This is a genomic window from Bradyrhizobium sp., assembly GCF_030654605.1.
Lineage (GTDB): Bacteria > Pseudomonadota > Alphaproteobacteria > Rhizobiales > Xanthobacteraceae > Bradyrhizobium.
In genome coordinates this window covers 1-3,755 of sequence record NZ_JAURXB010000052.1, presented here as the reverse complement: position 1 = coordinate 3,755, position 3,755 = coordinate 1, and the positions used below count along the sequence as shown (strand labels likewise).

Sequence of the window (3,755 nt, the reverse complement as noted above, 5' to 3'; positions counted from 1 at the left end):
CCGGGGTGCAGGAAAACATCAGGAGGATGTGGATCGAGGGCGGCGCGATCAGCCCGCCATAGCGCGTGGTTCTGGCGTAGGCTTCGTCGAAATAGATCGGGTGATCCTCGCCGACCGACTTGCAGTAGAGTTCGATCGCCGCCTTGGTCAGCGTATAGGGAATGGTCTTGCGCGGCACGCCGGGGACGATGTCGTCCCACACCTTGCGCAGATTGGCGTGTTTCCAGAAATCGGTTTCGAAGGCTTCCGCCTGCGCCATCGCATCCTCCCTTGTCCGCCGCTATTATCGTGCCGCCGCGTCATGCCGTCTTGCGGAATTTGTTATATGGTATAATCAATTCGCGACCGTGTAAAATCAGGCGACCCTGCCCCGGAAAAACAACATGTCCAAATTGAAGCTGCCCAACATCGAAGACGTCGTCGCGATCGACATCCACACCCATGCCGAGGAGCCCTGCGGCATGCATGGCGACGACGGCTATGACGATTTCCAGGAAAAGATGGCCGACTACTTCAAGTCGCCGAACAAGCACCCGCCGACCGTGCAGGAGACCGCGGCCTATTACCGCGCCAAGAAGATCGCCGCGGTGATCTTCCCGGTCGACGCGGAGCGCGAAACCGGGTTCCGCCGCTACAACAATTACGAGATGCTGGAGATCGCGTCGGAGAATTCCGACGTGCTGATCCCGTTCGCCAGCATCGATCCGCACAAGGGCAAGCTCGGCGTTCGCGAGGCGAGGAAGCTGATCGAGGAATACGGCGTCCGCGGCTTCAAATTCCATCCGACCATGCAGGGTTTCTATGCCAACGACCGCATGGCCTATCCGCTCTACGAGGCCATTACCGAGGGCGGCGCCATCGCGCTGTTTCACACCGGCCAGACCGGCGTCGGCAGCGGCATGCCCGGCGGCATGGGGATGCGCTTGAAGTATTCCAACCCGATGTACATGGATGACGTCGCGGCGGATTTCCCCGACCTCAAGATCATCCTCGCGCACCCCTCGTTCCCCTGGCAGGAAGAGGCGCTGTCGGTCGCGACCCACAAGCCGAACGTCTATATCGACCTCTCCGGCTGGTCGCCGAAATACTTCCCGCCGATCCTGGTGCGCTACATCAACTCGATCCTGCAGGACAAGATGCTGTTCGGCTCGGACTGGCCGGTGATCACGCCCGACCGCTGGATGGCGGATTTCGCCAAGCTCGATATCCGCGACGAGATCAGGCCGAAGGTGTTGAAGCTCAATGCGCGGAAGCTGCTGGGGATCTAGATTTTGTCCCAGCAAGAGAGCGTCCCTTCGGTGCTGGAGACCGAAGCCACCGGCGAAATCGCCGGGATCTATGCGGACATCCGCAGGACGCTCGACACCAGCGTGGTCAACCTGATTTGGCGCCATCTCGCGACCATGCCCGGCGCGCTGCCGTGGGCATGGTCGGCGGTACGGCCGCTCTATCTGGCGCCGGCAGCCGCACATGCCGAATCGATCCGCCGCTCGCTGCAGCTGCCCGATACACCCGCAATTTCCAAAGATGTTTTGTACGCGGCTGGAATTGATCAGCCGGCGCTGACGAATATCCGCGCAGTATTGAACAGCTACTATCATACCAACGCGCTGGCGCTGGCCGTTCTCTCCGCCCTGCTCGAACATTACGATCCGAGCGCCGCCGAGCCGGCGCAGCCCTCGGACGCCGTACCCGTCTCCGCGCCGACCGAACTCCCGCCGTTGCCGCCCATGCAAGGCCTGTCACCCGACGTGCAGCGGTTGATCCTGGAATTGAATGAATTCGGCGAGGACACCGATCCGTTTCTCATTGCCAGCATGTACCGGCATCTGGCGTACTGGCCGGCCTATCTCGGCATCGTCCGGACCCTGCTCGCGCCATACCAGGCCGACGGCAGGTTGAGCGCGCTGACGCGCTCGGCACGCGCCGTCGGCCGCGCGCATGGAAAAGTGCTGGCCTGTCAACTGGCGCCCGGCAAGCCGCCAGATGGCCTGTCGGCGGCGCTTGCCTCGTGCCAGCTATTCGTCGAACATCCGATCGCCAGGATGGCAGGAATCTGCGCCATCATTCGACGTGCCACGCCCGAATAACCCGGCGCGGGGACGACATCAGGGGCGCTGCATGAGCATCAAGGCCGTCGTATTCGACGCCTACGGCACATTGTTCGACATCCAGTCGGTCGCCGCAGTCACCGAAGCGGCGTTTCCCGGCTACGGCGAGATCATCACCCAGGTCTGGCGCATCAAGCAGCTGGAATACACCTGGCTGCGTTCGCTGATGCGACGCTATGAGGATTTCTCCGTCATCACCCGGGATTCGCTCGCCTACACACTCAGGGTGCTCGGGCTGCCATACGACAGCGCCGCGTTCGAACGCATCATGGACAAATATCTGCATCTCGATCTTTATTCGGATGCGATGGTGGCTCTTGCGGCAATGCAGGGCCGCAAGCTCGCCATACTGTCCAACGGCAGCACCGGCATGCTCAACGCGCTGGTCGCCAACAGCGGCCTCGACCGCGTGCTGGACGCCACCATCAGCATCGACTCGCAAGAGATCTTCAAGCCGGCTCCCGAAGCCTACGGGCTGATCGAAACGAGGCTTGGCGCGCCGCCCGCGGAGGTGCTGTTCATCTCCTCGAACCCGTGGGACGCCTGCGGCGCCAAGGCCTTCGGCCTCAACGTCGCCTGGATCGAGAGGGTGACGCCGGAGGCGATGGCGCTGGCCTGCGTCAAGAATGACCTCATAGCGCCGCTCACGATGTTCAAGGCAATCCGGACCCAGATGGACGAACTCGGGCTCGAGCCGGATTATCGCATCCATGCGCTGGCGCAATTACCGCAGTTGGTCGCCGCTCATCCGTAGTCCGTCTGACAAATAAAACGAGCAGGCAATTCGGAGTTTCCTCCCAACTGCCTGCTCGTCGAAGACCTGACCGCTATTGGCTATCCGCGTCCGGCGCCGTTGTTCACAGCCAGCGATCCTGCTTGCTTCGGAGATAGAACGGCACAGCCGCCAAGGCGTTCCACCCGACAATCAAATCTCTTCACTTTTCCAAGCTATTGCGGGATGTAACGGTTCCGCCCGAATCCGGCCGCTTGAATCAGCAGAACAGCCCTTCATGAGCATTGAATCCGTCCGCGCGTTCTTCGCCGAACATGCCCCCGATATCACCGTGATCGAATCGCCCCTGAGTTCCGCCACCGTGACGCTGGCGGCCGAAGCCTTTGGCGTCGAGCCGGCTCGGATCGCCAAGACGCTTTCCCTGCGGATCGGCGATCGGGTGGTGCTGATCGTCGCCGCCGGCACCTCGCGCATGGACAACAAGAAGGTCAAGGCGCATTTCGGCGGCAAGCCGAAGATGCTCGGCGTCGATGAAGTCGCCGACATCACCGGGCACGAAGTCGGCGGGGTCTGTCCGTTCGGTTTGAAAACGCCGCTGCCGGTCTATTGCGACGTCTCGCTGCAGGCGTTCGACGAGGTGGTGCCGGCGGCGGGCTCGACCCACAGCGCCGTGCGCATCGCGCCGATGCGGATGGCGGAGCTGACATCAGCCGAATGGATCGATGTGTGTCAGGCGCCGGCCTAATCGGTCGTCATTGCGCGCGCAGCGATCGCGGTAGGGACGCTCATTTCTGAGCGCCCCCCGCACAGAACCGTACAGGCGGCTTTCCCGCATACGGCTCCCACCTTGGGTGTTTGACGGCGAAGCGCAAGTCCGGCCAGGGGTGAAGGATGCGCGGTCGGGGGAACCA

Annotated in this window: 5 protein-coding genes; 4 read left to right on the top strand and 1 reads right to left on the bottom strand. The window is 62.3% G+C overall.

Annotated elements, in window-relative coordinates:
* The coding region (locus tag Q7U29_RS04570; RefSeq protein ID WP_304738997.1) for a MaoC family dehydratase N-terminal domain-containing protein at positions 1-259 on the bottom strand (259 nt) is incomplete at its 3' end.
* Positions 260-383: 124 nt separating this feature from the next.
* On the opposite strand from Q7U29_RS04570, the gene Q7U29_RS04565 reads away from it, so the two are divergent.
* From Q7U29_RS04565 to Q7U29_RS04550, 4 genes are all read left to right on the top strand, one after another.
* The gene (locus tag Q7U29_RS04565) at positions 384-1,268 is read left to right on the top strand and encodes an amidohydrolase family protein (RefSeq protein ID WP_304738995.1); all 885 of its coding nucleotides are present in this window, start codon (positions 384-386) and stop codon (positions 1,266-1,268) included.
* Between the two features lie 3 nt (positions 1,269-1,271).
* Complete coding sequence (locus tag Q7U29_RS04560; RefSeq protein ID WP_304738993.1) at positions 1,272-2,090, top strand: hypothetical protein; 819 nt, start codon at positions 1,272-1,274, stop codon at positions 2,088-2,090.
* A gap of 31 nt (positions 2,091-2,121) precedes the next feature.
* Positions 2,122-2,865, top strand: coding sequence for a haloacid dehalogenase type II (locus Q7U29_RS04555; RefSeq protein WP_304738991.1), 744 nt, complete (start codon positions 2,122-2,124; stop codon positions 2,863-2,865).
* A 256-nt stretch (positions 2,866-3,121) separates the two neighbouring features.
* Positions 3,122-3,589, top strand: coding sequence for a YbaK/EbsC family protein (locus Q7U29_RS04550; RefSeq protein ID WP_304738989.1), 468 nt, complete (start codon positions 3,122-3,124; stop codon positions 3,587-3,589).
* Positions 3,590-3,755 lie beyond the last annotated feature (166 nt).

Excerpts from the sequence above, each read along its gene's own strand:
- Q7U29_RS04565 (WP_304738995.1), top strand. The coding sequence starts at position 384 with ATGTCCAAATTGAAGCTGCCCAACATCGAAGACGTCGTCGCGATCGAC.
- Q7U29_RS04555 (WP_304738991.1), top strand. The coding sequence starts at position 2,122 with ATGAGCATCAAGGCCGTCGTATTCGACGCCTACGGCACATTGTTCGAC.
- Q7U29_RS04550 (WP_304738989.1), top strand. The coding sequence starts at position 3,122 with ATGAGCATTGAATCCGTCCGCGCGTTCTTCGCCGAACATGCCCCCGAT.